Origin of the sequence: Rhizobium sp. ZX09, from assembly GCF_017357485.1 — a bacterium.
Taxonomy (GTDB): Bacteria; Pseudomonadota; Alphaproteobacteria; order Rhizobiales; family Rhizobiaceae; genus Agrobacterium; species Agrobacterium pusense.
In genome coordinates this window covers 252,585-276,573 of record NZ_CP031365.1, presented here as the reverse complement: position 1 = coordinate 276,573, position 23,989 = coordinate 252,585, and the positions used below count along the sequence as shown (strand labels likewise).

The window sequence follows — 23,989 nt, the reverse complement described above, 5'->3', positions numbered from 1 at the left end:
CGATGAGGGGAGCGAGCGCAGCAAAAACAAGTCAACGCCAAGCGAAAGACCGGCAGCAGGAGGTCCTTTATGATCGTGAGCTCGAGGGACTGCCTCCAGAACTGCGCTGGCGTGAGTGGATGTTGCGGGTAGAGGCGGTGATATTCGCCTCGTCCGAACCGGTCAGCCGCGAGATGCTGGCGCGGGTGGTCGGCAAAGAGTGCAGTATTGATCTGTTGGTTGATGACCTCATCGACGAATTACGAGATCGACCATACGAACTCGTGTTGGTCGCAGGCGGATGGCAGCATCGCACCCGAGCGCGGTTTGCTGAGACAATTCGCATTTCGACCGCTCCGGCGAGATCAATTGCACCACGGCTGTCAGAGACCGAGTCTATGGTGTTGACGGCGGTGGGATATTTTCAGCCGATCACCCGGGCCGAATTGGCAGAGATTTTCGGCAAGGAGGTCAGTCGTGACACGATCGCCGGCCTGCGAGATGCGGGCCTCATCGTATCAGGGCCGAGAAGTCCGACACCCGGTGCGCCCTACACCTATGTGACAACACCCCGATTTCTGTCGGTTTTTGGCTTTGAGACCCTGCGTGACCTTCCCAACATCGAGGCACTCGAGGATGCTGGGCTTCTGAGCAGGCGAGGCACGTTCGATACCTCCAACAAAGATCTTGCCGACATCGCTTCTGGTGGACATGACGCCGATGAGGCCGACTGATATCCCTTCTCATCGTGAGTTCGTTCGATAACGACCTTTTCTTCGCGATCCGATGTACTGCAGTAACTTGGAATGAAGCAATGCGCTGATATCCCGACGCGCGGTTTTCAAACTGACATGCCAAGTCTGAACGATCTCCTTCGCACTGAAGCGCTCACCCATTCTGATCTGCTCCAAAAACCATAGCTGTCGCTGATTGAAGGATTGTGGTTCAGGGTCATCTTTAGGGTCACGTTCAGGGACACTTGTGAACAACTGGCTGTTTGCGATCCCTGTCATTGCAAATGAATGATAGTCGCGTGCATGTGTCTGCCGGCAACTGATGTTCTCGGTAGGTCTTGATTTGTGGTGCTCTGACTGCTGCACCTGCGCTCCGTGCGGGGATCATTATCTTTCTCGACACAATCAATGGTTGATTACGAAAAGACACGTGAACTTTTCATTGACAGATCCTGCGGAGGGCGGTATTCATTCATCATCGATCTTTTGCTTGCCGAGCTTTGTCTACCGCGCGATTGGCACCGCGCTCTAAGCGAATTTCTCTTTCAAAATCAGTCGGTTCTTGCCCGCGTTGCATTCGTTACGCGGTACATCACTCTATGCTTGGAAAGGGTTCATCATGACCACTGGCACAGTAAAATGGTTTAACTCCACAAAGGGCTTCGGCTTCATTCAGCCTGACAATGGCGGCGCAGATGCATTTGTTCATATCTCGGCTGTCGAGCGTGCAGGAATGCGAGAGCTTGTAGAAGGCCAGAAGATTGGTTTCGAACTTGAGCGCGACAACAAGTCGGGCAAAATGTCTGCGACCAATCTGCAGTCTGCATAAGTGAGATCCGCTTCCCTTTGACCACGGATGTACTGGCACTGCCGGGAGCAATTTCATTGAGGCCAGGCGTTTCGCCTGGCCTTTTTTATTTTGGCCTTGGGCCAGATAGGTAGATAACATGACACAAAGACACAGCAGGCCCCGCCAACAAGCCGAGATCGCGTTCAAAAAGCTTCAGGCTCCTGTCATCGCATCGGATCTTGACGAGCATGATCGGCAAGCCGAGGCGCGGGATGAGAAGACAGCGCGGCTTAGAGCCGCACGCCTCGCAAAAGAGCTTGCCGACCGAACATCTGCGGCAGCAGCACTCATAGCAAGGCGATCCGTGAGGACGCCACCCACTCGCGCGACCGACTGAGCGCATTCGGATCGCATTGGCACCAGTTTCCAGTCCAGCCGTAAGAGCCCTTGGTCAACAATGACGAGGGCACTTGAATTAGCAAAGGAAGACCAATGTCATCGACGACAAGTGAGTTGAACACCATTAACACCGCCTGGCAGATTGCCGTCCAGGAAATCCTGAGGATGGTTATTCGCGATCTTTATCGCGGCGAAGGCGAGGCGCAGTTCAAAGAACATCTTGAACGCATTGAGGCCGCAGCTGTTGACAGTATCCAGACTGACCTGAGATTTCGGGGAACAGACGAGTGGACAGAGCTGCTCGTCAAGGAAAAGGCCAGCAATTTCGTCACGACCTTGCTGACATCATTTACCTTCGACCGGGCATGATTTCGCACTCTTACGGTTTCAGTTCCAGCGCAGTCCGGGGGCGACTTTAGAGAACGAAGAGGGGCCCTGAACATGACAGACTTCAAGCAGTTTGCTACAAGTTCGAATGGCGACAGCTGGTTCGTTGGGAAACGACAAGACGGTGTGGCCGTTGTGCGTCACAAGGCAAACGCCGCGTCTGGTGGACATGAGACGATATTGCGCGTTGAAGAGTTCTTGCTTCTGAGGCACGACAGCCCCGAGCAGGCGGCACTGTGATTAGGCCCTTTAATTGCGGATGCTTGTCAAGCACCTGCTCCATCCTTGCCGGGGTCATGGTCCTTTTCGAGGTCTTCGCCTCACGATCATGTTCGGGTCCAGTGCTTCAACGTATGGAACGGAATACGGCGTAGCCGTTTTCAGCCTAATCAACGAAGTCACTGCAACCACCGTCCCGGCGGGGACTTTGCAGGCCCGCTCGGGCCTACAAATTATAGAATCCTATGTTTCTTTTCCGGCGCTCCATTCGAAGGTCGTACCGTCGACCCAAATGCAGTGAAGGATGACAGCGAGCTTACGAGCTACGGCGACCTGCGCCTTTTTCATCCCGCTGCGCTTGGCCAGCCTCAATCCCCAAGCCTTCAGCGAGCACCATTTCTTTGTCCGATGTAGTAACACGGCTGCGGCTTCGAACAGGTGTCCCGGATCAGCGCCTTTGAGACAGAAGTGTTTTAATTGAGAAGAGAGGATTTTCGGCTCATCGTAGCTCTATCAAAGGAAGCGAAGATGAGACAGAAAACCGTGCCACAGACATCGGCGGCCGAGAAGACGATCAAGGATATCCGCCGCGCGACGCGCAAGCACCATTCGTCGGAGGAGAAGATCCGCCGCCTGATCGCCACACGCTCTCCTTTTTGTAAAGGGCATCGGCTTAGGGGCCCGCCTCATGCCTCGACCGTCTTCAAATGGGGGTGCGCCGCACCTACTCGATAAATTCGACCACGACGCCCGGCTTGACCATTCCAGCCAGTTCCTCGACGTCCCAGTTGGCTAGCCGAACACATCCATGCGAGCCAACCTTGCCGATAAGCTCGGGTTCAGGCGTGCCATGAATCCCGTAGGTCGGTTCGGTGAGGTCGATCCAGACTGTCCCGACAGGACCGTTCGGCCCGCTCGGCAGTTCAAGGATCTTCTTGTTGTTGCCCTGCTGGAAATTGATCTTCGGATTGTAGGTGTACGTCGGCATTCGCGACACGCCCTTGACCTTGTGTGTCCCGGTTGGAGAGGGTGAATCCTCGCTGCCGATCGTCGCTGGATAGACCGCGAGCAGCGAGCTGTCTTCGGCAAAAGCGAAAACCTGCGCCAGTTTGCGATGAACCTCGATCCGCTTGACCGATCCGGTCCTGGCAGCGCCGGGAATGGCGACAGCGATCGTTTCGCCCGGCTTGAAGGCCGCCGTCGGATTGAGGGCCTTGATCAGCGCGATATGCATGTGGAACCGCTCGGCCAGCTTCTCGGCAATGCTGGTGTAGCCGAGATGCTCCATCCTGGCCTGTTCGGCATAGTCTTTCGGAATGCTCTCGACGATATCCTTGCTGTCTTCCTGAATGATGGCATAGGCCTGGATGGCCGGGGCATCATCGGTCAAGCGGCCCAATACGTCGGGATCGAGCTTCCCATCAACTGGCAGACGTTGAAGCGCCTCGAAGCCGGCGATCGCTTTCGTCAGGTTGTCGCCGAAATACCCGTCGATGACGCCCGGCGATGAACCAGCCCGGTCGAGCAGGACCTGCAGATGCACGATGGCGGGATTGGGCTCGGTCTGTTTTTCCGCCGGCGCCTCGATCGGAAGGGACGCGATCGCCGCGGTATTGACGGCTTGTGCGTCGATCGGCGCTGCAAAGGCTGGGGAACAGAGCGTTAGAGCGGCGGTCAGTGAAAAGTACCGAAAGGCATTCTGCATGGAGGCTACCGATAAATTAGGGAGAGACTCTCCACCCGGTGGATGGAGAGGCTTCATTTGATAGAGGTTACGCAAGGAAGAGGCCGCCGTTTCCGGCGGCCTTCATCTTGTCAAATCGTGCGGCGAGTGGAGGTTTCGGCCAGAAGCAAAGCCTTCTTCGTGCCGTAGGAACCGCCGAACCAGGCCGCCACAGCCCCGAGCAGGAGGGCGAAGAAGCCGAGGATCGCGCCGGCCGACACTGCCTTGGTGGCCGTCTGCGCCGCCTCGAGCGCCTGCTGCTTGGCCGCAGCAACATTGTCGCGATAGGTCTTCTCGTACTGCTCGACCTGGGTGCGGGCCTGATCGACCGGGATGTTCTGTGCCTTGGCGATCGCATCAGCGGCGCGATTGCGGGCATCTGCGGCCTTCGTCTGGTCACCGGTCACCGCGGCCTGGACCGCCGAAACGGCTGCATCACGCAGGGCTGCCGGATCGTTGCCGCCAGACGCGTCACGGATCTGTTGCTCGATCCCGGCCATCGGGTTTGCAGAAGTCGCAAGGGCAGGGGCTGCCGACGTGGCAGCGGTCGCGGCCGTCTGGCCGACACCGCCGACAATGCTGGACAGACCACTGAATGCTCCGCCGATGAGAGCACCGACCGACGTGGTCAGCAGGTAGAGGATGACAAGAGTGGTGACAGCCCAGGTGGTTACACCTTGATACCCGCCGGTCGAGCGGCTCGGACGGCCGGACAGGCGGCTGGCGGCATAACCGCCGACGAAGGAAGCAATAATGCCGGCCACAACGAACCACGCGCCACCGGCTATGGAAAAGGTGCTTGCATTCGGGTTATCATAGGTTGCGGGATCGATCACGGCGGCGCCGATGCCCACGCCCAGAAGATTGAGGAGGAACTGGACGGCAAGCGCCAGGACGACCCCGGCGAAGATCGCGCCCCAAGACACCTTGTGCAATGTGGCTGTAAGGGAGGGGTCGACATAAGCCGCTTCGCGCGACACGTGGACGGAGACAGGTTCGGTCATGGTGCATCCTCTTGATCACGGGAACGTGAGTGCCACACTAACGCGGCAATTGCCTTTCGGTTCCCGTACCACAAGAAACAAAAAAGACCGGCGATGGGATCGCCGGTCTCTGCTGCAGTTACATCAAACGAAGAGCCTTGATTAGTCCTTGCGGACGGCGCGGTCGGACCGCTCGTCTTCGACTTCCACCTCGGTACGGCGGACGCTAGCGTTGATGGTCTCCTCGCGCTGCTCGGCGGTCTTGCGCAGCGCGATCTCTTCGACAACGCGCGCATCCTTCGAGACGACAGCCTCTTCATGGTGCTCTTCTGCCTCGATCGTGCGGTCGACGAACGCGTTTTCCGTTCCCGATACAGGGCGGTCGACCGTGCGACGCTCGATGCTGACGTTCTCGTCGCGCAGCGATACCTGTTCGCTGACAGGATTTTCGACCACGTAGGAACGGACACGGACGCGGCCATGGTTGAGGTCGCGCTTGCCGACACGAAGCTCTTCCTCGACCACCGGGATAACCTCTTCACGGCCGGCATCCAGGGCTGCCGTTCCGGTTGCGCCGGCACGATTGGCGGAGGCGCCATACGACCTCACGGTCTCCTGCTGGTTCCAGCCTTCCGAGCGCCAGCTCTGGGCGCGCTGATCGAGATCGATGCTGCCCTCGTCATCGAGGATATCGATAACCTTGTCATAAGAGGCGGCGGTGACGTTGCTGACAGTTACTAGATAACCACCGCGGCGAAGGCCTTCGGAATAGACGGCGCGATCCTCGTCGGGAAAGAAGAAGTCTTCCAGCTTCTCCCAGAAGCCCTTGTGCTCGGAGGCAACCTCAGTCGAGGTAGTAGACTCCTTGCCGGCGACGACGCGAATGCCGTCGCGGGCAATCCCGGCTTCGGCAAGGCGTTCGACGGCGGCATCCGCATCGCTGCGGTTTTCGAAGAAGGCCGTCACCGTGTTAGACGAAGAGGCGCCGTAGGACGATGTGGTTTCGCTATAGGTCATGAGTTTCTCCTTTTCTCGGATTAATAATTGGCTTAGGGGTCGTCGCGCTCGATCGTGGCACGTTGCTTGCGCAGTTCGACCGGAATGGTAACGTCCTCGGTGGTGGCGACGCGGCGGATGTGGATCTCTTCGACCAGCATCAGACGCTTCTCGACAACGAGAACCTCCTCCATCACAGGCACGATGGTCACGTCACCGTCCGTGCGAACGGCCGGCGCTTCTGACACTTCACGTCCGATTGCCACACGCGTCACCTCGACATTCTCGCTGTCGAGGCGTGCCTCCGCTGCTTCTGTAACAAACTCGGTTTTGGTGCTGACGCGGACGCTGCCGTCGCGCACGGCGCGCTTGTCGATGACAAGCTGTTCTTCGATCAGCGAGAGTTTCTCGTCAGGCTTGGTCATCCGCATTCCAGATTGTTGCGACCAGCATTGAACGAGCGGAGTCCAACCTTTGTTCCTTGGAAAAGGTCGCACGTCACCAGCTGAGCGAAAATCGCCCAAGGCCGGAACAAAGTATTGACGCAGTGATTTTGTGGCTCACGAGGAAAGGTTGGATAAGCATGATGAATATCCTGATCGTCGAAGACCAGTGGCTGCTACCTGGCGCGGTCGAAGAGGCAGTGTTGTCGCTTGGGCATGAGGCCATCGGGACGGCAACCACGACAAAGGAAGCGTACGAGCTTGCCGACAAGGCAGAAGTTGCATTTGTCGATGTCAATCTCATCGATGGTGCGACCGGACCGGAAATCGGCCGACGCCTGGCGGCAGACGGCGTCACCGTCGTCTTCATGACCGGCAACCCGGAACAGCTTGGCTCAGGCGTCGATGGCGCCCTCGGGGTGATCTCAAAGCCGGTGATGGACCTTGAATTGGTCGAGACGATCCAGTTCGCAACGGATCATCACGCCGGGCGGGACTGTATCGCTCCTAAGCGGTTTATTGCGTTTCATTGACGACGACTACTCGGCGAGACCCTTCTATTCGTCGAGCTCGTTTCGTGTGACGCTCGCCAACTCGTGGAGCCCCTCGGCGCGGCCTGGCTCCTCGTCAGCGGCCAGAATAACCGCGTAGAAGGCGGCCCGACATATTTCTTTTTTAGACGCAGCAGCGTGTTTCTTTCTGACCGCGTCTACGAGATCCTTCGGTCGCATTCCCGGGAGAGCGAGTTCGGCGATCGTCCGCGCGATATCCTCAATGTCTGATGCCAGTTCTCTTGCCATCACCTTCTCCATTCGAAGATGAGATAGCGAAGGGAGATGACAGCGCGATGTCAGAACGCGTCTGGTCCGCTCAAAGTCAGATTTGCATTCTCAGGCGCGTTTCCGGATGCGTCAGGTCAGGCCTTGCCCCAACGATACGTTTCGCCGCTCAAGCGAGAGTGTGTAGGCGGGTAAATTCCGTCAACTTCCCGACTGAAGCCGCATCTTGCGCAAGCGCTCGGTCTTCAGCCGCCGCTCCTCCGCCTCCGCCTTGATTGACGCCATGGCGCTGTCATGCGTTGCGTCGAAGCGTTGCTTCCTGTCCGCCAAGGAGCTCTTCTCGCGGTTTCGTTTTTGTGGAATGTCGTCATCTTTCCATCACGATGAACTAATGCTCAGCAAAACAGCGACAAGTAGAGGGGGACGTCTGTTGGTTTCCGCGCAGAAGTGAGCCGGCTCACTTCTGCGCGGAAACCAACACTCGATGCTTGAAGACGGCACTGTGTCGATACCGGGCAGCCAGCGAACGTAAACCGCGGCACACGCACGGTCTGCGTTGCCGCCGTCGAAGTCGTTACATCTGCCGAATTATTTCGGCAGCCCGGTCTCGGGCGTGTCGTTGGAAATCCGCGCGCCACCATCGCATTCGATGACGGACCCGGTGACGAAGCCATTTGCCACGACATATAGCAGTGCCTGAGCCAGATCGGAAACCGTGCCGATGCGACCGACCGGAAGACGTGCGGCCGCAAAGGCTTCGGCTTCGGTGAACTCCGCCTCGGAAATGTGATCATACCAGGGTGTGGCGACGAAGCCGGGAGACACGGCATTGACGCGGCGCGGTGCCAGTTCCCGTGCAAGCGTCGGCGTCATGATTTCAAGCGCGCCGTTGATGGCTGCGAAGCCGCTGCCGCCGGCGCTGACCTTTCGTGCCGCGGCACCTGTTACGAATGTGATCGATCCGGTCGGGGAAAGGGTGGCAAGCGAGGCCTGCGCGATAGTGAGATGCGGCCAGAACTTCTCCTCGAACGCCTGCCGGAACTCGCCGAGATCGACCTCTGCGAAGGTGCCGCCGCCGAGGCGGCCCGTCATCGTGATGATGAGGTGATCGAAATCGCCAACCCGGGCAAACATATCCCTGATCGAGTCGATGGACCGTCCGTCGACGACCTCGGCCGAAGCCTTACCGGAGATCGCGCCGACAGCCGCCTGAAGTTTTTCCGCATTGCGGCCGGCAAGGATCACCTCGCATCCCAGCGCGCCGAGAAGCTGTGCGCTGCCAAGCCCGATGCCGGAACCTCCGCCGACAATCAGGACTTTTTCGCCCCGCAAATTCGCCCAGGAAGGCAGGGAAAACGGGGTTTGGATCTGGTTCATGGGGTGACTCTCTATGGTTAATGGTTGTGTGAAAAATATAGTTCCATATGGAACATAGTCAAGCATGAATGCACGGCCTTGCTGTCTTCGACCGGTCACCGGTGCTGTGAACAGTTGCCCGCCCCCCAAAATTCATTCCATAAGAGACGATCGGAGTGATGATCGCGGTCCATTTCTAGGACCGAAACAAAAGGAGTGTGTATGAGCAGGCAGGATCCTGACGAAAACCTTTCGGCGCGGCTCGATGCCGGACGCAAGGATGTTCTTGACGTCGTTATGAAATCCCCGCTGATCGATCGTTTCGGGTTCAGGATGAGTTTGTGGGCCGGCCTCTATGCAGGTCCCGTCTTCGTTGAGATCGAGAAACGGCTCGGGGTGACGCGAGATGAAAATAACATATTGTGTTCATTAACTGTTTACGGATCAACCACAGCAAAGGTCATATCCGATTATCTTGGAAGGCCAAAGAACAGCATCAGTCGTGCTGTCGAAAAACTGTTGCAGAGAGGATTGATTGCCAGCGAGGTCGATCCAACGGACCGGCGACGGATCGTTCTTAGCGTCAGGCCGGAAGGGCGTGCTACATATCTGGAATCCAGCCGTATCTGGCGGTTGCGGCAGGATCGTCTTCTGGCAGTACTCAGCCCGGTCGAGCGGGTGGCATTTGATGCGATACTGGACAAATTGCTGGCGGTTGACGATTGGGATGTGCCGATTGAAGACCTCGATGCGGTCGAAAAGTCTCCCAATGGTTCTGGTTGACATTGTTCCAAAAGGAACTAATAATTGAATTATCGATTGACGCACGGCTGTACGGGAAAACTCGCAAAGACGGTGCAAAAAAGAAAAATCGAGGGGTTCACGCCGTTATCCGCGGCGGATGTCATTTACAGGAGAGTTCCATGAACTGCTGGAAGACTTTGCTTGCCTGCGCGGTGGCGACTGCGCTTCATGCAGGTGTGGCAATGGCCGAGGAGCCGCAATCGGGCGGTAAACTGGTCGCGGCCGTGCCGATCACGTTCAAGACACTGGATCCGGTGTTCGGCGATGCCGACATCACCGATCGTCTGGCACTCAACCAGATCTACGATCCGCTGTTCCGGCTCGATGACGAGGGCGAGATGGTTCCTGTTCTGGCGACCGGCTATAGCTATAATGCGGACAATACCGAGCTGACGATCGGCCTTCGTCAGGGTGTGACCTTCCATGATGGTACGCCGTTCAACGCCGATGCCGTTGTCTACGTGTTCAATCGTCTCAAAAACTCGTCGGGCGCCATGCGCACCGGCACGGTCAGCTGGATGAAGACGATCGAAAAGACCGGCGAGTATGAGGTCAGGATCACCGTCAACGCCCCGACGGGCTACGCGGTTTCCAGTCTTGCCGCCGAGGGAACGCTGATGATCTCCCCGGCCGCCGACAAGAAATACGGTCAGAATTTCGGCCGTCATCCGGTCGGTACCGGACCGTTCAAATTCGTCGACTGGATTGGCACGGATCGCATCATTCTCGAGAAAAATCCGAATTACTGGATGAAGGACGCAGCGGGGCGCTCGTTGCCGTATCTCGACAATGTGGAGATCCGGTCGATCACCAACTATGCGACCGCCATGCTGGAGCTTGAAAGCGGCGGCATCGGCCTGTTGAATGTCGTCAACCCCCAGGATTTCGAGCGCGTCCGCACAAGCGGCGAGCTCGCTCTGCTGGAAGGGCCGCAGGTGCTGGCGCATCAGATGATCGTCAATGTCGATCATGCCCCCTTCGACAAGAAGGAGGTACGGCAGGCACTGGCGTGGGCCGTGGATCGCGAGACGCTTGCGAAAGCCGTGGCAGGCGAAGACGGCCTCGTTTATCCGACCTATGTGCCGCCCGCGGAATGGGAGTTCGACGCGACGATCAAGGGCTACCCCTTCGATCCCAAGAAAGCCAAGGAATTGCTGGCCTCGGCCGGGCACCCTGACGGTGTCAGCTTCGAGATGCTGACAATCCAGCGCGAACCGGACATCACCATTGCCCAGATCCTCCAGCAGATGCTGAAGGAGAGCGGCTTCGACATGAAACTGACCGTGCTTGAGCGGCAGGCATGGATTGGTCGCGTCATCACCGAAGGCACCTACGACGCCAGTATGGCAGCGGGCCAGCATCCCCGCATCGATCCGCACGATACCTGGGCCAGGTCCTATATCAAGGAACAGGGCGGAAACTGGTCGCGGCATAAGAACCAGGAACTCGTCGACCTGATCTACAAGGCCCGCGATACCGTCGCGCGGGAGGATCGCAAAAAGCTCTATCGTGATGTTGCCGAGATGGCGCTCGATGAAAACTATGTCACGTTCCTCTTCGACCGCAGGGCCTATGGCGGCGTGAGCAAGGCGGTCCGCGACGTGAAGGTCGACAACGGTGGCGCCTGGGTTCTGACGAACGCCTGGGTCAAGCGTTGATCCATGCCGATGCATGCCGCGCAAACATGTGCTGTGCGGCATGCCTGAAAGCGGGGATTTTAAGCTGAGAACGCGACTGATCGAGGTCGCTACCGGCGTCACCCGGCTCAGGGCCAGGACAGGCCCGTCATGCGTCATCATCCATATCCGTTTGGAAAGCTTCATATGTTAAGCTACATCTTCTCGCGTATCGTTTCCGTCATTCTGCTGATGCTGGTCATGAGCGCGGTGATCTTCGTGGCCACGACGTGGCTTCCGGGCGATCCTGCCGTATCGATTCTGGGTGTCGAGAGCTCTGCCGAGGAGCGTGCCAAGGTTCGCGAGACCTACGGTCTCGACGATCCGGTTCCCGTACAATATGTGCGATGGTTCGGTCGCGTCGTCGAAGGCGATCTGGGACGTTCGATCCGTACGCGTGAACCGGTTGCAGACATGCTTGCCGCGCGCGCGCCGGTTACGCTGCAACTGACCGTCTTTGCCCTTTTGGTTGCGATGGCCATCGGAATTCCGGCCGGAATATGCGCCGCCCGGTGGCGCGGCAGACTGGCGGACGGCATCATCAGTACTGTGGCGCTCGTCGCATCGGCGGTCCCCTTCTTCTGGCTCGGCGTCATTCTCATCCTGTTCGTCGCCGTCCGCCTGCACTGGCTACCGGCGTCGGGATACGCGCTGCTGTTCGATCAGCCGCTGGAAAGCCTGAAACTGATGATCCTGCCTGCCACTGCCGTCGGTTGTTCGCTGGCCGCATTGATAACGCGGCAAACGCGAGCTGCCATGTTGCAGGTGCTGAACGAGGATTTCGTTCGCACCGGGCGTGCCAAGGGACTCCGGGAAGACCAGGTCGTTTTGCGGCATGCCCTTCCGAACGCCCTGATCCCCGTCATCACCGTCGTCGGCCTGCAGGCAGGTGCGCTTCTCGGCGGTGCGATCGTCACGGAGAAGGTGTTCGCTATCGCCGGCATAGGCAGCATGGTCATCGACGGCATTTTCAACCGCGATTTTCCCGTGATCCAGGGCGCCATGCTTTTCATCGTGCTGTGCGTTGCACTCATCAACCTGATGGTGGACCTGCTCTACACGCTGGTCAACCCCCGCATTTCCTATCGGTAGGCTCATCCATGACCGTGTCATCCCCGCAAGTATCTGCCGAGGCGGCTTCATCAGGCCGTACCGTGTTGCGCAAGGTCCTGTCCTCTCCACGGGGCGCGTTCGGTGCCTTTGTCGTCGCACTGATTGTCATCGTCGCGATAGCCGCACCATGGCTCGCGCCTTACGACCCGACAAAGATCAACTACCTTGCCATCGCCAAGCCACCGTCAGCCCTGCACGTGCTGGGCACGGATGAAGTTGGCCGTGATATCTTCAGCCGCCTGCTTTTCGGTGCCCGCATCTCGGTCGCGGTTGTGGTCCTTTCCATTGGCGGCGCGATGATCGCCGGCTCGGCGATCGGGCTTGCCGCAGGCTATGCCGGCGGGATCATCGACAATCTGGCCATGCGGCTGGTGGACTCGATTCTGGCTTTTCCGACGCTGGTGCTTGCCCTGCTGGTCATCGCGCTGATCGGGCCCGGCCTTGCCAATGCAATTTTTGCAATGGTCATCGTCTACACGCCAAGCTTCGCGCGTCTCGTGCGCGGTGAAACGCTGACACTTCGCAACCGCGACTATATCGCTGCTGCCAAGCTGGGCGGTGCCCGCTCGGCTCAAATTCTGCTTCGGGAGATTCTGCCGAACCTTGCCGGAAACACTCTTGTCTTCGCGTCGCTTCTGGCCTCGACGGCATTGATCACAGAATCCGCACTCAGCTTTATCGGTCTCGGCATCCAGCCGCCCACTCCAAGCTGGGGGTATATGATCAGCGCCGGTATGCAGTACTGGGCTGCCTGGTGGATCAGCTTCTTTCCGGGACTGGCGATTTTTGTCGCGGTCCTCGGCTTCAATTTTCTCGGTGATGCCTTGCGGGACGCGCTGGATCCGACGCTGGAGGCAGGACGATGACGGAACAACTTCTTCAGGTTCGTAACCTCGTCATTCCGTTGCCGGGTGGCGGCGACCGGAAAAATGGTGTCGATGGCATCAGCTTTATGGTCGGATCCGGCCGGACGACGTGCCTTATCGGTGAGTCCGGTTCTGGAAAATCCCTGACCGCCCAGGCTATCCTCGGACTGCTTCCCGAGAAATTCGACAGGCCGACGGGAACGGCCGAGTTTGGGGGTGCGAACCTGCTTGCGCTCGATCCTTCGGCTCTGCGCCGTGTGCGTGGCGCCCGGATCGGCATGATCTTCCAGGAACCGATGACCGCCCTGAACCCCTTGCAAAAGGTGGGACGCCAGATCGATGAAGTCCTCCGTGCCCACATGCGCATGACGCCGGCGGCAAGGAGGGCGCGGGTCCTGTCGATCCTGGGCGAGGTCAATCTGGATGCGGAACGCGTTATCGGTCGCTTCCCGCACCAGCTTTCCGGCGGGCAAAGGCAACGCGTGATGATCGCCATGGCGCTGGTGATGGAGCCGCGGCTGCTGATTGCCGACGAGCCGACCACCGCGCTTGACGTGACCACGCAGGCGCAGATTCTACGGCTGATATCGCAGCTTCAGGCCCGGCACGGCACCGGCGTGCTGTTCATCACCCACGATTTCGGTGTCGTGAAGCAGATCGCCGACGATATCGCCGTCATGCATCGCGGCCGTGTCGTCGAGGCCGGACCGGTCGCCGATATCCTGTCCTCACCGCGGGAGGAGTATACAAAGGCACTTCTCGCTGCCGTACCAAAGGGGGAATTGCGTCCTCCGGTCGCGCGCACGGGGCCTGTCGTGCTCGAGGCGGCGGGATTGACCAAGGTGTACAGTCACCGCCCGTTCCTTTTTGGCAAGCCGAAACGTTTCGTCGCCCTTCAGGACGTGTCGCTGCAACTACGTTCGGGCGAAATCCTCGGCATCGTCGGCGAGTCCGGATCGGGCAAGAGCACCACGGCCCGCTGTATCAGCCGTTTGGTCGATCCGGATGAAGGCAAGGTGCTTCTCGGCGGTGAGGATTTCGGCGCCTTGCGGGGAAATGCATTGCGTCTCGCCCGGCAGCGGATGCAGATGGTTTTTCAGGATCCCTACAGCGCGCTCAATCCACGTCGCCGGGTCGGCGATATCCTGATGCAGGCACCGCTGAATTTCGGGGTTCCCCGGGCGGAAGCTCAAGCCCGCGCGCGCCGCATGCTTCAGCTTGTCGGGCTTGATCCATCGGCGTTCTCGCGGTTTCCCGGCGCCTTTTCAGGCGGGCAGCGGCAACGCATATGCATTGCCCGCGCATTGATACCCCAGCCGAAACTGCTGATCGCCGACGAAGCGGTTTCCGCGCTCGATGTTTCGGTTCAGGCGCAGATCCTGACATTGCTCAAATCGATACGCGACCAGATGGATCTCGCCATCCTGTTCATCACCCATGATCTGCGTGTCGCCGCCGAACTGTGCGACCGTCTGATCGTCATGAAGGACGGTTGCATCGTCGATCAGGGCACCTGCGCACAGGTGCTGTTCGAAAGCACCGTGCCGTACACCCGTACACTTATCGATGCAATTCCCGGCAATAAACTGACGAAATCCGATCGGTTCATCGACACCGTTGCAGCAGGCCAGGGGAATTGAGATGCGGCATCCCGAAACAGTGCAGGTTTCCGATACACGCTCCGGCATTGCCGAGGAGAAGGATCCGCTTCTTCGGCCGCTTTCGATCGGAAGCCTGAAACTGCGCAACCGGATTATGAGCACGAGCCATGAAACGGAGCTGGACGAGCACGGATACCCACGTGAGGCTTATCAGCGCTACCATGAGGAAAAGGCAAAGGGTGGTCTCGCGCTGACGATGTTCGGTGGTTCCGGTCGCGTTTCCGCCGATTCAAGCTGGGGCGGATCCCAGCTTGACTACACCGACGATGCCATCGTTCCCGTGTTCAGGCAATTTGCCGACCGCATTCACGGTCACGGCGCGGCGCTCATGTGTCAGATTTCGCATGTCGGACGCCGGGCGGACGCAACGGTCGGAGATTGGCTGCCAGCCATCGGTCCGTCGCATTCCCGCGAAGAATATCGCAGGAATTTCTCCTGTGAAATCGACAGGCACGAGATCGCCCGTGTCGTGCACGATTTCGGGCAGGCGGCAAGACGGGCGCGCGAAGGGGGGCTGGACGGTCTCGAGACGATGAGCGGCGGGCATCTCATAGGCCAGTTTCTCTCTCCTCTGGTCAACCGGCGGACCGATGAATTCGGCGGCTCTCTCGAAAACCGGATGCGCTTTCTGCGGATGGTTCATGAAGAGATACGCACGCAGGTCGGGCCGGACTTTCCCGTCGGGATCCGCTACACGATCGACGAGGATCACCCGGACGGACTTGGCTTTGACGAAGCCGTCAAGGTGGCAAACATGCTGGAGAGAGAAGGGCTGGTCGATTTCTTCAACTGCATTTTTGGCCGCTTCGATACGAAGTTCAACCTTCTGGTCTACAACATCCCGGATATGACATCTCCTTCTGCACCATGGTTGCAGAAAGCCGGTGCCTTTCGCTCCGAGACCGATTTGCCGGTTTTTCACGCGGGCAAGATTTCGGACATCGCGACGGCACGATATGCTGTGAGCGCCGGGTTGCTGGACATGGTTGGCATGACGCGGGCTCATATGGCCGACCCGCAAATCGTCAACAAGCTGAGAGCAGGCAAAGAGGATCAGATACGTCCGTGTGTCGGAGCGTCCCACTGTCTCTATCGGCCTGTCCGCTGCATCCACAATCCGGTCACCGGTCGGGAAACGTGGTTGCCGCAGGTGGTGGAGCGATCGGCCGAGGCCGGCCGGAAAGCCGTCGTGATCGGGGGCGGACCTGCCGGGCTCGAAGCGGCACGCGTTCTTGCAGAACGGGGGCATCGGGTGGTCCTGTTCGAGGCGACTGATCGTCTGGGCGGGCAGCTTGCGCTGGCGACCCGAGCGCATCTGCGGCACGACCTGAAGGGGATTGTCGACTGGCGCGAGGCCGAACTGGAGCGCCTGGGCGTAACCCTTCACCTGAATGCCTATGCCACTGTGGAAACTGTGTTGGCTGAAGCGCCGGATATCGTCATCGTTGCCGCCGGGGGCTATCCGGATCAGGGCACGTTTGACGGCAATGAACTTTGTCTCAGTGTGTGGGATGCGCTGGGCAATCCATCCGCCATGGCTGATGATATCCTTGTCTATGACGGGACGGGCCGACACCCGGCGCCTTCCGTCGCGGTTCAACTGGCGTCGGCCGGGAAATCCGTGACCTTCGCCGCACTCGATCCCGTCGTGGCCCCTGAAATGGAGACCCACTCCCAGATCATCTATCGCAAGAGATTCGCCGAACTGGGGGTACAGACCTTGCTGGAATACGAGATCGTTCGCGTGTCTCCGAACGGCGACCGGTATGACGTGTCGCTAACACATTTGTTGACCGGACAAGGTCTGGTTCTGGCCTGTTCTCAGGTCGTTGTGGAAAACGGAACTTACCCGGTAACGGATGTGTTCGATGAGCTTCGTCCGCTTTCTGCCAATGATGGCAGGACCGAATTGTCTTCGTTAACCGGCCCAGCCCCGCTTCGCCCGCGACGCGACGACGGGTTCGAGCTGCACCGGATCGGCGATGCCGTAACCAGCCGGTCGGTTCACGCGGCGATGTTCGATGCGGTCCGTCTGTGCATTCAGTTCTGACCTGCCGATCACCCTTGTCGCCCGGGCAACCAGACGCATGACAAATCGATAGCTGACATCGCCCGTCAGCATCCGCGCGAAAGCGTTTTCGATATCGTCCGGTTCGATGATCCCGATGTTTGACGCGATATCCCTCTCGGCGCAGTTTTGACTGGCTACCAAGAGCATCGGCAAACCATCGCGCCTTACGCGGATTGAGGATAGAAACCGCTAAGCTGCGGCTGAGCATGAAAAAATCGAAAGCCCTGTACGAGTTACCGGTCAGTTCGTAGATGATGCGCTCGACGGCCCCCATCCATTCGAGGGTAGCGGCACCCCCCTTGTCGTAGTCGGCGTGCTGCCAGTTCCCATCCTGTTGCCGATGCAGCTCGATATGGTTTTTCGATATATCTGCACCGATGATAATATTAGTCATCTTTTCCCTATCCCATGCTTGTCCTCCGGGCCAAAAGCTCGGGTATCCGTTCAGAACGATTGGAAAAGCTGGATGTGATTACCCACCAGCTCACCCCCGAAACGACCTCGCTTTTCACGATCCATTACCCATTTGGGAAAAGAATGACCGCCCTCTTGGACGCTCCTTTATCTCACGAAGAAGCAGTGATAGGCATAAGGTGAGTATTTTCTTCCCAACATCATTTGCCTGATTGAAGCGGTGCTCCTCACCGCCGATGACGAAGGCCAACGCCATCAACAATCGAGGCGGAAAACATCTTCAAATTATATCAACAAGCCTGATCATGGGGCCGACTTCACAACCAAAACTACTCCGGTTTGACGGACGTTGCCGGCAAGATAGCTGTGCGCGTAGGACAAGCGTAACTGCCGAACATTCACGTCTTGCATTACGTATAGACATTCAAATGTCGTAGCAGATATCAGGAGCTGGTGCTTGAGTGACGGGTTTTTTGTTTGTCTACAGCCGAATAGCCGCCTATGCAGACCTGAGCGCCTTGCGCATGGCTTCGACGCATTGCTTTAGCGGCGGGGTGGGGTCGACGTTATATTTCCAGTTGGTCAGTTCCACCGTCAGAGACCCGTCATAGTTCTCTTTCCGCAGAAAGGTGACCAGCTTGTCAAGGTCGATGACGCCATCACCCCAAGCAAGGTGGCTGCCACCAGCATCGGAATCGGTAAAGTGCACATGCGCAACGCGACCGGCGAGATGGGTGAAGTAATCCTCAGGCGTCTCATGCGTCATTATCGCGCCGGCAACGTCGTATACCGCGTGAAGCGAGGAGTTCCCGAGCTTGTCCATCAGTTCCCGGATTTCCCGCGCCGAGCGAATGATATTTGCGAATGAATCCGGCAGCGACTCCATCCAGAGATCGATGCCGAGTTTCTGCGCGCGGTCGCAAAGAATGCCCATGGAATCGATGCAGCGTTCCAGTGCCTGCTCCACGGGTTCGTCGCGATAGCCACCGCCTGCCGTTACCAGAAGAGCTGGTGCCCCGCATTCGATGGCAAATTCCAGCGATTCCAGAAAATAGCGCACGGAGCGGTCGCGCAACTCCGGTTCCTTCGCAGAGATGTTGATCGGGTAGATGCATTGCTCCGGCGTGAAAGCGACGATGTCGAGACCCATTCCACGGACTTTCCGCCCCAGCGCCCGCGCATCGGCCAGCGTTTTATCGCCGATATAGAAATGCGGCGCGGCGGCCCAAAGTTCGATGCGCGAGACCCCGGCATCACAGACATCGGCCAGAAACCTGTCCAGCGTGTGCCGCACGTAGTGGAAATTCATTACACTTATGCTGCGCTCATCAAGTGCCATTATCTATTCTCCATATGCCTATGCGACGGTTCGTCGTTCACAAGAATGTCGCTATTTACTTCGCGCTTCGGTGTGCCGCGTCGTTGCGGATTGAGATGTCTAAAAACTGAATTCGGTCGCGGGCCTTACCCGTCCCCGCATCGAGCGGCGCATGAGGCTGAGACAGTCGATCATGTCAAACGGTCGAGCCCGCAACACTGCAGCCGCGACATCCTGCTGGAAGTGCCCGCGCCATAATCGTCGCGGACGCGTTCCGGCGCTTTACGCAGCAGCCAGAACCCGCGCCAGAAACGCCTGGGTGCGCTCGTGCTGCGGGCGCGTCAGCACATCTGCCGGCCGGCCTTGCTCCACGATCACTCCCCCATCCATGAAGATCAGGTGGTCAGCAACATCTCGCGCAAAACCCATTTCATGGGTGACGACGACCATGGTCATGCCGTCGTCCGCAAGCTGGCGCATGACAGCGAGAACCTCGCCGACAAGCTCTGGATCGAGTGCCGAGGTCGGCTCATCGAACAGCATGACGTCCGGCTTCATTGCCAGAGAGCGGGCAATGGCCGCGCGCTGCTGCTGCCCGCCGGAGAGTTGGGCGGGATAGTAGGCCGCCCGCTCCTTCATGCCGACGCGATCCAGAAGCACCATCGCCTCCTCCACCGCCGCACCACGGGACATACGCTTGACCAGAACCGGAGCCTCAATCACATTTTCAAGCACGGTCTTGTGCGGGAAGAGGTGAAAGCCCTGAAACACCATGCCCATACGTTGTCGTTGACGGGCAAGCTCGTTGAAGCTCATCTCATAGAGCTTGTCGCCTTTCCAGCGCACACCGACGGGTTCCCCGTTCAGGAAGATCGCGCCGCCCGTAGGCCTCTCGAGATAGTTCAGGCAGCGCAGCAGCGTACTCTTGCCGGAGCCTGACGGGCCGACGATGCAGGTTACGTCGCCACGCATGACCGCTACATCAATCCCGCTCAACACCTCATGTGTGCCGAAACTCTTGCGCAGCTTCTCGACCTTCAGCAGAGGCTCGACGCTAGTCTGGTCCTTCATCACAAAGCCTCCTGCTGACGTTTGAACAGGCGAGCGGGCAAAAGCCCGCCTGCTTTCTTCGCACCTGCACGGTGTTCGGACTTCAAGCGGTGCTCGACGGCATGCTCGATAACCGTCAACACTGTCGTCAGGACGAGATACCAGATGGTCGCGACCAACAGCAGCGGCACAGTCTGATAGGTGCGTGCATAGACCATCTGGGCGGAATAAAGCAGGTCGGGCAATGCCAGCACGGAGACGAGCGACGTGAATTTCAGCATCGAGATCGTATCGTTGCCGATGGGCGGAATAACGATGCGCAGTGCTTGCGGCAGCACGATGCGGCGAAGCGTCTGACCACGCGTCATGCCAAGCGTTGCGGCAGCTTCCGTCTGGCCCGCGTTCACGGCCTGTATGCCGGCACGGATCATTTCGGCGGCATAGGCGCTTTCGGTAAAGGCGAGGCCCATGATGGCCGCACTGAACGGCGTGATGAGCTGGTTGGTGTTCCAGGAGACAAGCTTCGGCCCGTCGAAAGGAATGCCGATCGAAATCTCCGGCAAAAGCAGCGCCAGATTGTACCAGAAGATCATCTGAACCAACGGCGGCACACCGCGGAAGAACCAGATCCAGCCCCAGCTCACGGCTTGAAAGACGCGGCTGGTCGACAGGCGCATGATGGCAAGAACGATGCCGATCCCAAGACCGAGCACCATGGCAAGGACCGTCAGCAGCAACGTCATGCCGAGACCGGAAAGGATCGCAGGGTTGAACATATATTTGGCGACCACGCCCCACTGCATGTTCTTGTTGGTGACGAGCACCTGCAGGAACACTATGGCAAGAATGGTCAGAGCCACGCCGCCGATCCAGTGGCCTATTTTAGGCACCGCGATGGGCTTCAAGTTGAGGATCGAGGGACGCTCCGGCGATTTTTCAGACATCTTTATTCCTTGCTGCCGATCCTGAGCTGTCTGCTTCGGCCCGGATGACAATCCGGGCCGGGATACGCTTTTGCAGCCGGTGAAACTGCGTCAGAGATCAACCGGGTTTTCTTCCGTGATCAGCAGCGCCTTGCTCAGCATGCCACTGTCGTTCAGACCCCACTTGGCCATGATCTTCTCGTAAGTACCGTCGTCGATCAGCGATTGGATCGCGTCCGTCAGGACCTGGCCGAGCGGATCGCCCTTGCGCACGCCGATGCAGCTGTTGACAGGAGACAGAACCAGTTCCGAAACCTTCAGATCGCCGGTCTGCGTCGCCATGTAGCTGAGCTTGACCGAGCCGCCGACGGTGGCTTCGGCGCGATTGGAACGAACGGCAAGTTCAGCCTGCGCCTGCGTGGCGTGCATCTGCATGACGATCGGCTTGTCCTTGCATTCATTGGCGTTGAGCTTTTCAAGGAGCCCGATATCCCAGGAACCGTTCAGAACCGCTATCGTCAGACCGCAGGCATCGGAGGCGGACTTGACGGCGAGCTTGCTGTTTGCCGGGTAAGCGAACGAGGTGCCGATCCGCCGCTGGGAAACGAAATCAAGCGTCTTCAGCCGCTCGGCGGTTGTGCCGAAGGAGGAGAAGCCGGCGTCGAAACGCTTGGACTGAAGCCCCGGAATGATGGCATCGAAGCTTGTACCCTCGAAAGTGAAGGGAACGCCGAGACGTACTTCCATCTCCTTGGCGAGGTCCACGCTCCAGCCCTTGAGCTGGCCATCGGCATCAAGATACTCATCGGGCGCCCAGTCGTTGAAGACCGCAGCCTTGATACCATTATCCTTGTATTCCTGCGGCAGTGCATCGCGCAGAGCGGGAATGACGTCCGCGAATGTGCTCACCGCCGTCAATGCGCTCAGGACACACCCGGCCAGAATGGATTTGAACATGACAGCCTCCTTGTTATGCGAAACCCGGCGGGTCCGCGATTGCGTTCTCCGGTTCCCCTTGCAATCATTTAGAGAACGTTCTCACATATGAGGCACGGCGAATATCCATCCGTCAAGCGTCATCTTTCAGATGACCGGCTTTATGGAGCGTTGAAAACCACTGTCGATCTGCTAAAGCCAAAAAACAGCTACCGTTTTCTTCCGACCAGACATGATAAGATTCTCATTCCGGCAGACCAAAATATGAGAGGAATTGCCAGTTGGCTCCTAAAAGCAAGGCGACGATCACCGATGTCGCACGTGCAGCAGGTGTTTCCACGGCGACCGCGGGGCGCGTGCTGGGCGGTTACGGCTACACCAGTGACGACAAGAAAGAACAGGTGCTCAAGGCCGCCCAGAAGCTGGGCTATCGGCCCAATGCGCTGGCGCGCAGCCTCATTACCGGCAAGACACGAACTATCGGCGTCGTGGCCGGTGATATTCAGAACCCGTTCTACGCTTCGGTTCTGCGCGGTATTTCAAACGTCGTGGAAGCCAACGGTTTCGGGCTGCTGATCACCAATAGCGACGAGTCGCAATCCAAGGAGGTTCACTCGGTGGAGCTTCTGGCGCAGAAGCAGGTGGATGGGTTGATCGTCACCCCCAGCGACACGCGCAAGGCGCGGCACCTGCACAATCTGCGGGGCATGGGCGTGCCGCTCGTTCTGATCGACCGTGCTGTCGCCGGTCTGATGGTGGACCGCGTGGCGACCGACAATATCGCCGCTGCCGAACAGGCCGTGCGCTATCTGATTGCCGCCGGTCACCGGCGGATCGGCATTGTTGCGGAACTCGTCGATCAGGAGAGCGACGGACTGGACGGGTTTCTGGCGCGCGCTGTCGCGGGAGATCCGATCGAAAGCGAAACGCTTTATCCAAGTTGGCAGCGCCTTCTTGGTTATATCCGTGCGCACCGGATTGAAGGCTTGCCAGTGGACCCACGCCTGACGATACGGGCGGGAGGCTATTCTGCCAGCGCCGCTCAGGCTGCGCTCCCCCGGCTGATGAAAGTCCCGGACCCGCCGACGGCTCTGTTCACGACGGACGGCACTATGTCCGAGGGCGCCATGCGAGGGCTCTCCGAGTTGAAGCTTTCAATTCCAGAGGACCTCTCGATCATCTGCTTCGACGATCTTGACTGGATGAGCTTTCATCGCCCCGGCATCACCACCATTGCACAGCCGCGCCTCGCCATGGGCGAGGCCGCTGCACGGATGCTGCTGGAGCGCATTCACGGCGAGGATTATCCACCACGCACGGTGCTTATGCCCGCCGAGTTGATTGAACGCGGCTCTGTCGCACCATTGTGATCGCCGCCACCATGGCAACGACCTCCCGGTGAGGCCCCACCCACATCATGGAGCAGTTGCGTTGTGCGTCGCCATAAGTGCCGCGACGGTGAATAGATCGAGATGGGCACCGCCGACGTTCTTGTAGATGGTGATCTCGTCTTCGGAGATCCGGCCCGGATGCCTTGCCTGCGCCAGATCGAACATATCGGCCGTGACAGCATCCCAGCCGAGAATGCCGGATGCGACCGGCTGCGCCAGATCGCCGGCACCTTCCATGCCGCGCCGGGTGTCGACGAAAATCGTTCCGCGCTGCATGGCTTCGTCGTCGGCTTCCCGAAGCGTCGTCATGTATGCCCCGATCAGGTCGAGATGCGCGCCGGGCCGCAACAAGGCACCCTTGACCAGCGGGGTATCCGACATCGTGACGCACGAAATGATATCGGCCTCGCTGACCGCCTGATCGAGATCAGTTGCCACCGCGGCATTCAGCCCATCGGCCTTCAGCCCCGCCACCACCGCCTCGGCGCGTGCCGGGGTGCGGTTCCACACCAGAATACGATCGACCGACGGACGCGCCGCCGAATGGGCGTGGGCGACGTGAGGGGCAAGGGCACCTGCTCCGACCACGAGCAATGTCCGGGCGTCATGGCGGGCCAGGAGACTAGACCCGAGTGCGGAATCACCGGCCGTCTTGCGGGCTGTCATGGCCGCCCCGTCGGCCACCATACGCGGCGCGCCTGTCGCACCGTCAAATGCGGCGACGAGGCCCTGCACTGAAGGCTGCGGAGGTTGAAGTTCGGCATTGCCGGGAAAGACACCGACCATTTTCACGCCGATCAGACCTCCGGGAATCCAGCCCGGCAATGTTACGAACTGGTTGCCGCTGCCACGCGGGTCGGATTGCAGCACGACATCGGAGGCAGGCATTTCGCCCAAGTGAGCGATGCGAAGCGCTTCGATCAGCAGGGGCCAGGCAAGGGTAGCGTGAACGGCATCGGCATCGAAAACGAGCATTAG

24 protein-coding genes and 1 pseudogene are annotated in these 23,989 nt (G+C 58.9%); 12 read left to right on the top strand and 13 right to left on the bottom strand.

Translation table 11 applies throughout. From position 1 onward, the window contains the following. The first annotated feature begins 2 nt into the window (after nt 1-2). The 4 genes from BTN45_RS25900 to BTN45_RS25885 all read left to right on the top strand — a co-directional run bounded on the left by BTN45_RS25900 (nt 3) and on the right by BTN45_RS25885 (nt 2,529). Nucleotides 3-713 carry an SMC-Scp complex subunit ScpB gene (locus BTN45_RS25900; protein ID WP_107327914.1) on the top strand — a complete coding sequence of 237 codons (711 nt, stop codon included), beginning with the start codon at nt 3-5 and terminating at the stop codon, nt 711-713. 619 nt (nt 714-1,332) lie between these two features. Beyond that, nucleotides 1,333-1,542, top strand: a complete 210-nt coding sequence (locus BTN45_RS25895; protein WP_034806062.1) for a cold-shock protein — start codon at nt 1,333-1,335, stop codon at nt 1,540-1,542. Nucleotides 1,543-1,995: 453 nt separating this feature from the next. After that, nucleotides 1,996-2,271 carry a hypothetical protein gene (locus tag BTN45_RS25890; protein WP_038595177.1) on the top strand — a complete coding sequence of 92 codons (276 nt, stop codon included), beginning with the start codon at nt 1,996-1,998 and terminating at the stop codon, nt 2,269-2,271. Nucleotides 2,272-2,343: 72 nt separating this feature from the next. Continuing rightward, the gene (locus tag BTN45_RS25885; protein ID WP_038595179.1) at nt 2,344-2,529 is read left to right on the top strand and encodes a hypothetical protein; all 186 of its coding nucleotides are present in this window, start codon (nt 2,344-2,346) and stop codon (nt 2,527-2,529) included. A gap of 222 nt (nt 2,530-2,751) precedes the next feature. Here BTN45_RS25885 and BTN45_RS26530 read toward each other — a convergent pair. From BTN45_RS26530 to BTN45_RS25865, 5 genes and pseudogenes are all read right to left on the bottom strand, one after another. Then, nucleotides 2,752-2,946: pseudogene (locus tag BTN45_RS26530) on the bottom strand (IS110 family transposase); the annotation flags it as partial. 286 nt (nt 2,947-3,232) lie between these two features. Beyond that, nucleotides 3,233-4,213, bottom strand: coding sequence for a L,D-transpeptidase (locus BTN45_RS25880; protein ID WP_051917443.1), 981 nt, complete (start codon nt 4,211-4,213; stop codon nt 3,233-3,235). A gap of 110 nt (nt 4,214-4,323) precedes the next feature. Continuing rightward, nucleotides 4,324-5,235 carry a PhnA-like protein gene (locus BTN45_RS25875; protein WP_207591774.1) on the bottom strand — a complete coding sequence of 304 codons (912 nt, stop codon included), beginning with the start codon at nt 5,233-5,235 and terminating at the stop codon, nt 4,324-4,326. Between the two features lie 141 nt (nt 5,236-5,376). Continuing rightward, nucleotides 5,377-6,231: a YsnF/AvaK domain-containing protein gene (locus BTN45_RS25870; protein ID WP_138787458.1), complete on the bottom strand. Its 855-nt coding sequence runs from the start codon at nt 6,229-6,231 to the stop codon at nt 5,377-5,379. 32 nt (nt 6,232-6,263) lie between these two features. Further along, nucleotides 6,264-6,635, bottom strand: coding sequence for a YsnF/AvaK domain-containing protein (locus BTN45_RS25865; RefSeq protein ID WP_080823586.1), 372 nt, complete (start codon nt 6,633-6,635; stop codon nt 6,264-6,266). Between the two features lie 158 nt (nt 6,636-6,793). On the opposite strand from BTN45_RS25865, the gene BTN45_RS25860 reads away from it, so the two are divergent. After that, complete coding sequence (locus BTN45_RS25860) at nt 6,794-7,186, top strand: response regulator (protein ID WP_082186162.1); 393 nt, start codon at nt 6,794-6,796, stop codon at nt 7,184-7,186. Between the two features lie 24 nt (nt 7,187-7,210). Here the strand turns inward: BTN45_RS25860 and BTN45_RS25855 are convergent, their stop codons facing one another. From BTN45_RS25855 to BTN45_RS25850, 3 genes are all read right to left on the bottom strand, one after another. Continuing rightward, nucleotides 7,211-7,453, bottom strand: a complete 243-nt coding sequence (locus tag BTN45_RS25855) for a hypothetical protein (RefSeq protein WP_024895860.1) — start codon at nt 7,451-7,453, stop codon at nt 7,211-7,213. A gap of 180 nt (nt 7,454-7,633) precedes the next feature. Continuing rightward, nucleotides 7,634-7,762: a hypothetical protein gene (locus BTN45_RS26675; protein ID WP_259030689.1), complete on the bottom strand. Its 129-nt coding sequence runs from the start codon at nt 7,760-7,762 to the stop codon at nt 7,634-7,636. Between the two features lie 258 nt (nt 7,763-8,020). After that, on the bottom strand, nt 8,021-8,809 hold the full coding sequence (locus tag BTN45_RS25850) for an SDR family oxidoreductase (protein WP_052821152.1): 789 nt from the start codon (nt 8,807-8,809) through the stop codon (nt 8,021-8,023). 201 nt (nt 8,810-9,010) lie between these two features. Between BTN45_RS25850 and BTN45_RS25845 the strand changes: the two genes are divergently transcribed. The 6 genes from BTN45_RS25845 to BTN45_RS25820 all read left to right on the top strand — a co-directional run bounded on the left by BTN45_RS25845 (nt 9,011) and on the right by BTN45_RS25820 (nt 16,958). Further along, complete coding sequence (locus tag BTN45_RS25845; RefSeq protein ID WP_207591773.1) at nt 9,011-9,571, top strand: MarR family winged helix-turn-helix transcriptional regulator; 561 nt, start codon at nt 9,011-9,013, stop codon at nt 9,569-9,571. A 140-nt stretch (nt 9,572-9,711) separates the two neighbouring features. Beyond that, complete coding sequence (locus BTN45_RS25840; protein WP_052821150.1) at nt 9,712-11,250, top strand: ABC transporter substrate-binding protein; 1,539 nt, start codon at nt 9,712-9,714, stop codon at nt 11,248-11,250. A 165-nt stretch (nt 11,251-11,415) separates the two neighbouring features. After that, nucleotides 11,416-12,360 (top strand): ABC transporter permease, encoded by a 945-nt coding sequence (locus tag BTN45_RS25835; protein ID WP_052821149.1) that lies wholly within the window; start codon nt 11,416-11,418, stop codon nt 12,358-12,360. Nucleotides 12,361-12,368: 8 nt separating this feature from the next. After that, nucleotides 12,369-13,247, top strand: a complete 879-nt coding sequence (locus BTN45_RS25830; protein WP_082179061.1) for an ABC transporter permease — start codon at nt 12,369-12,371, stop codon at nt 13,245-13,247. Further along, nucleotides 13,244-14,887: an ABC transporter ATP-binding protein gene (locus tag BTN45_RS25825; RefSeq protein WP_052821147.1), complete on the top strand. Its 1,644-nt coding sequence runs from the start codon at nt 13,244-13,246 to the stop codon at nt 14,885-14,887. The genes BTN45_RS25830 and BTN45_RS25825 overlap by 4 nt, the downstream gene beginning before the upstream one ends. A gap of 1 nt (nt 14,888) precedes the next feature. Then, nucleotides 14,889-16,958 (top strand): FAD-dependent oxidoreductase, encoded by a 2,070-nt coding sequence (locus BTN45_RS25820; RefSeq protein WP_052821146.1) that lies wholly within the window; start codon nt 14,889-14,891, stop codon nt 16,956-16,958. A 934-nt stretch (nt 16,959-17,892) separates the two neighbouring features. Here BTN45_RS25820 and BTN45_RS25815 read toward each other — a convergent pair. From BTN45_RS25815 to BTN45_RS25800, 4 genes are all read right to left on the bottom strand, one after another. After that, nucleotides 17,893-18,732, bottom strand: coding sequence for a sugar phosphate isomerase/epimerase family protein (locus BTN45_RS25815; RefSeq protein WP_052821145.1), 840 nt, complete (start codon nt 18,730-18,732; stop codon nt 17,893-17,895). Nucleotides 18,733-18,993: 261 nt separating this feature from the next. Then, nucleotides 18,994-19,782 (bottom strand): amino acid ABC transporter ATP-binding protein, encoded by a 789-nt coding sequence (locus tag BTN45_RS25810; protein ID WP_052821144.1) that lies wholly within the window; start codon nt 19,780-19,782, stop codon nt 18,994-18,996. Beyond that, complete coding sequence (locus BTN45_RS25805; protein ID WP_052821143.1) at nt 19,782-20,705, bottom strand: amino acid ABC transporter permease; 924 nt, start codon at nt 20,703-20,705, stop codon at nt 19,782-19,784. The genes BTN45_RS25810 and BTN45_RS25805 overlap by 1 nt, the downstream gene beginning before the upstream one ends. A 90-nt stretch (nt 20,706-20,795) precedes the next feature. After that, nucleotides 20,796-21,641: an ABC transporter substrate-binding protein gene (locus tag BTN45_RS25800; protein ID WP_052821142.1), complete on the bottom strand. Its 846-nt coding sequence runs from the start codon at nt 21,639-21,641 to the stop codon at nt 20,796-20,798. A gap of 260 nt (nt 21,642-21,901) precedes the next feature. Between BTN45_RS25800 and BTN45_RS25795 the strand changes: the two genes are divergently transcribed. Further along, nucleotides 21,902-22,990: a LacI family DNA-binding transcriptional regulator gene (locus BTN45_RS25795; protein ID WP_052821141.1), complete on the top strand. Its 1,089-nt coding sequence runs from the start codon at nt 21,902-21,904 to the stop codon at nt 22,988-22,990. A gap of 45 nt (nt 22,991-23,035) precedes the next feature. Here the strand turns inward: BTN45_RS25795 and BTN45_RS25790 are convergent, their stop codons facing one another. After that, entirely contained in the window at nt 23,036-23,986 is a 951-nt protein-coding gene (locus BTN45_RS25790) for an ornithine cyclodeaminase (protein ID WP_052821140.1), read from the bottom strand. Between the last annotated feature and the right edge of the window lie 3 nt (nt 23,987-23,989).

What these genes read in the sequence shown, in the direction of transcription:
- BTN45_RS25895 (WP_034806062.1), top strand. Translation starts at nt 1,333, where the DNA reads ATGACCACTGGCACAGTAAAATGGTTTAACTCCACAAAGGGCTTCGGC.
- BTN45_RS25835 (WP_052821149.1), top strand. Translation starts at nt 11,416, where the DNA reads ATGTTAAGCTACATCTTCTCGCGTATCGTTTCCGTCATTCTGCTGATG.
- BTN45_RS25870 (WP_138787458.1), bottom strand. Translation starts at nt 6,231, where the DNA reads ATGACCTATAGCGAAACCACATCGTCCTACGGCGCCTCTTCGTCTAAC.
- BTN45_RS25815 (WP_052821145.1), bottom strand. Translation starts at nt 18,732, where the DNA reads ATGGCACTTGATGAGCGCAGCATAAGTGTAATGAATTTCCACTACGTG.
- BTN45_RS25810 (WP_052821144.1), bottom strand. Translation starts at nt 19,782, where the DNA reads ATGAAGGACCAGACTAGCGTCGAGCCTCTGCTGAAGGTCGAGAAGCTG.
- BTN45_RS25825 (WP_052821147.1), top strand. Translation starts at nt 13,244, where the DNA reads ATGACGGAACAACTTCTTCAGGTTCGTAACCTCGTCATTCCGTTGCCG.
- BTN45_RS25875 (WP_207591774.1), bottom strand. Translation starts at nt 5,235, where the DNA reads ATGACCGAACCTGTCTCCGTCCACGTGTCGCGCGAAGCGGCTTATGTC.
- BTN45_RS25830 (WP_082179061.1), top strand. Translation starts at nt 12,369, where the DNA reads ATGACCGTGTCATCCCCGCAAGTATCTGCCGAGGCGGCTTCATCAGGC.
- BTN45_RS25805 (WP_052821143.1), bottom strand. Translation starts at nt 20,705, where the DNA reads ATGTCTGAAAAATCGCCGGAGCGTCCCTCGATCCTCAACTTGAAGCCC.
- BTN45_RS25790 (WP_052821140.1), bottom strand. Translation starts at nt 23,986, where the DNA reads ATGCTCGTTTTCGATGCCGATGCCGTTCACGCTACCCTTGCCTGGCCC.
- BTN45_RS25885 (WP_038595179.1), top strand. Translation starts at nt 2,344, where the DNA reads ATGACAGACTTCAAGCAGTTTGCTACAAGTTCGAATGGCGACAGCTGG.
- BTN45_RS25890 (WP_038595177.1), top strand. Translation starts at nt 1,996, where the DNA reads ATGTCATCGACGACAAGTGAGTTGAACACCATTAACACCGCCTGGCAG.
- BTN45_RS25820 (WP_052821146.1), top strand. Translation starts at nt 14,889, where the DNA reads ATGCGGCATCCCGAAACAGTGCAGGTTTCCGATACACGCTCCGGCATT.
- BTN45_RS25840 (WP_052821150.1), top strand. Translation starts at nt 9,712, where the DNA reads ATGAACTGCTGGAAGACTTTGCTTGCCTGCGCGGTGGCGACTGCGCTT.
- BTN45_RS25865 (WP_080823586.1), bottom strand. Translation starts at nt 6,635, where the DNA reads ATGACCAAGCCTGACGAGAAACTCTCGCTGATCGAAGAACAGCTTGTC.
- BTN45_RS25860 (WP_082186162.1), top strand. Translation starts at nt 6,794, where the DNA reads ATGATGAATATCCTGATCGTCGAAGACCAGTGGCTGCTACCTGGCGCG.
- BTN45_RS25845 (WP_207591773.1), top strand. Translation starts at nt 9,011, where the DNA reads ATGAGCAGGCAGGATCCTGACGAAAACCTTTCGGCGCGGCTCGATGCC.
- BTN45_RS25800 (WP_052821142.1), bottom strand. Translation starts at nt 21,641, where the DNA reads ATGTTCAAATCCATTCTGGCCGGGTGTGTCCTGAGCGCATTGACGGCG.
- BTN45_RS25850 (WP_052821152.1), bottom strand. Translation starts at nt 8,809, where the DNA reads ATGAACCAGATCCAAACCCCGTTTTCCCTGCCTTCCTGGGCGAATTTG.
- BTN45_RS25900 (WP_107327914.1), top strand. Translation starts at nt 3, where the DNA reads ATGAGGGGAGCGAGCGCAGCAAAAACAAGTCAACGCCAAGCGAAAGAC.
- BTN45_RS25855 (WP_024895860.1), bottom strand. Translation starts at nt 7,453, where the DNA reads ATGGCAAGAGAACTGGCATCAGACATTGAGGATATCGCGCGGACGATC.
- BTN45_RS25880 (WP_051917443.1), bottom strand. Translation starts at nt 4,213, where the DNA reads ATGCAGAATGCCTTTCGGTACTTTTCACTGACCGCCGCTCTAACGCTC.